At 65.2% G+C, this 1,753-nt stretch carries 2 protein-coding genes; both read left to right on the top strand.

The genetic code is table 11. From position 1 onward, the window contains the following. The first annotated feature begins 376 nt into the window (after positions 1–376). Positions 377–1,213, top strand: coding sequence for a GAD-like domain-containing protein (locus tag RIV14_RS13555; RefSeq protein WP_309325248.1), 837 nt, complete (start codon positions 377–379; stop codon positions 1,211–1,213). Positions 1,214–1,467: 254 nt separating this feature from the next. Continuing rightward, on the top strand, positions 1,468–1,753 hold a 286-nt coding region (locus RIV14_RS13550), incomplete at its 3' end, for a polymorphic toxin type 15 domain-containing protein (RefSeq protein WP_309325247.1).

Below are 1,753 nucleotides of genomic sequence, written 5' to 3'. Positions count from 1 at the left end.
AAGCCCTGGAAGCCCTAGTGGCCAGGGTGGGTCTGCTGGTTCTGGTGGTTTTGGGGGTGGGTTGTGAGCGGCGGGGGTTCGCGTCGGCCTGGTCCCGAGCGGGTTTGGGGCGGTTATCTCGTCAGTAGCCTGGTGGCTCCTGCTCCTCCGGGGTGGATCCCTGGCTGGAGGTCGCCCAGCTGCTGGTCCCTGGTGGCCTGAGGGGCCTGCCTGGTGGTGGCCTGGGTGGCTTCGGCTCGATGGGGGCGGGGATTTTGCTTGTGGGTTTGTGGGGTGTGGGGGTGTGGTGGGTGTTACTGTGCGGGTTATGGGTTTTGCTAGAGCTGAGAATCTTGAGTGGGGTCCGGAGTGGATCGAGCGGACGATCCAGGAGGACATGATTGAGTCGGTTGACCCGTTGCCTCCTTTGGGTGTGGGTCGGGTGGTGCCGGAGGAGTACTTTGAGCGGTTTGGGGGTGTGTTTCCTGAGTCGGTTCTGTATATCTGGAGGCGTTTCGGGTTTGACGGCTTTGGGCAGGGGAGATCGTGGATCACGGATCCTGTTGAGTGGGCGCCGGTGGTGGACGCCTGGCTGGAGGGGGTCGACCTGCCCTTCCCGCCCCAGCGCTGGCACTGCCTGACACGCACCGCCCTGGGGCGGATGCTTCTGTGGGGGGAGATCTCCGGGCCAGCCGTGGACATCGACGTCATCGCCGGGGAGATCTCCCCGAACGCCTCCGCTGCGGAGAACATGACTGATCCGGTTGTCAGGGAGCGCAGCGGCTGCACTGTTTTCACCATGCCGCGTGGCGACCTGTATGACGATGAGGTGACGGGTCGGCCGTTGGCTGTGGAGGGGATTGAGCGTCTGGGGGTGCCGGGGGCTGATGAGGTGCTGGGGTTCGTGCCGCCGTTGAGCTTTGGTGGTCAGGTGAGTGCGGATCGGTTGAGTGTGCAGAAGGCTGTGCCCTACCTGGTGGGCCTGGCGCAGTCCACACCCAGATACCTGGGGGTCGATCTCATGGCTGCCTGGGGCGGGGCCGCCACCCAGTTCCTCATCGACCAAGGAGCCATACCCAACAGCACAAGCACCCCCGATGGCCAGGGTGGCCCTGGTGTCTCAGGCGCAAGCACCCCCGACACCCCCAGTGGCCCTAGTGGTCCTGGAAGCCCTGGAAGCCCTAGTGGCCAGGGTGGGTCTGCTGGTTCTGGTGGTTTTGGGGGCGGGTTGTGAGCGGCGGGGGTTCGCGTCGGCCTGGTCCCGGGCAGGGTTCTGGCCGGGGTGCTGGTGTGTCTGGTGGTGGTCTGGTGGCTGGGGACATGTTTACCCCGGGGTCTGCTGGGGGCCGGTCGGTGCTGGTGTGGGAGGGGCCTGCTGCCTTGAAGGCGGCTGGTGCCCGGGTGGGGGCTGATCGGTGGTGTGACAAGGTGGGCCCGGTGGTGGTGTCGTATCACACGGGTAAGTCCTCGAGTGGGTTGCCGGGGGAGATGACGCGTCAGCTCGATGGGCAGTTCACGGCTCTGAGCCTGATGAGCGCCAAGGAGATCCTGGCTGGTATGGCTACCTTCGACGAGCGCAAGCGCTCCCCAGCCAGCCACACCAGAATCCGCAAGGACTTCCAGGAGAAGCTCGCCAGCAATCTGAAAGATCGTCACGGGTTTGCTAAGGATGTGGCGGGGTTGTGGGCTTCTCGGGCGATGCGGGAGCTGGCGGTGCTGCACAATCCTGATCAGCTGTTGTCTGGTCCGCAGGGGCCTTCCTTGGTGGGGGGTG

The organism is Actinomyces acetigenes, from assembly GCF_031296635.1.
GTDB classification, from domain to species: Bacteria; Actinomycetota; Actinomycetes; order Actinomycetales; family Actinomycetaceae; genus Actinomyces; species Actinomyces acetigenes.
The sequence above is the reverse complement of the archived record's forward strand: the minus strand, read 5'-3'. Positions and strand labels throughout refer to the sequence as shown.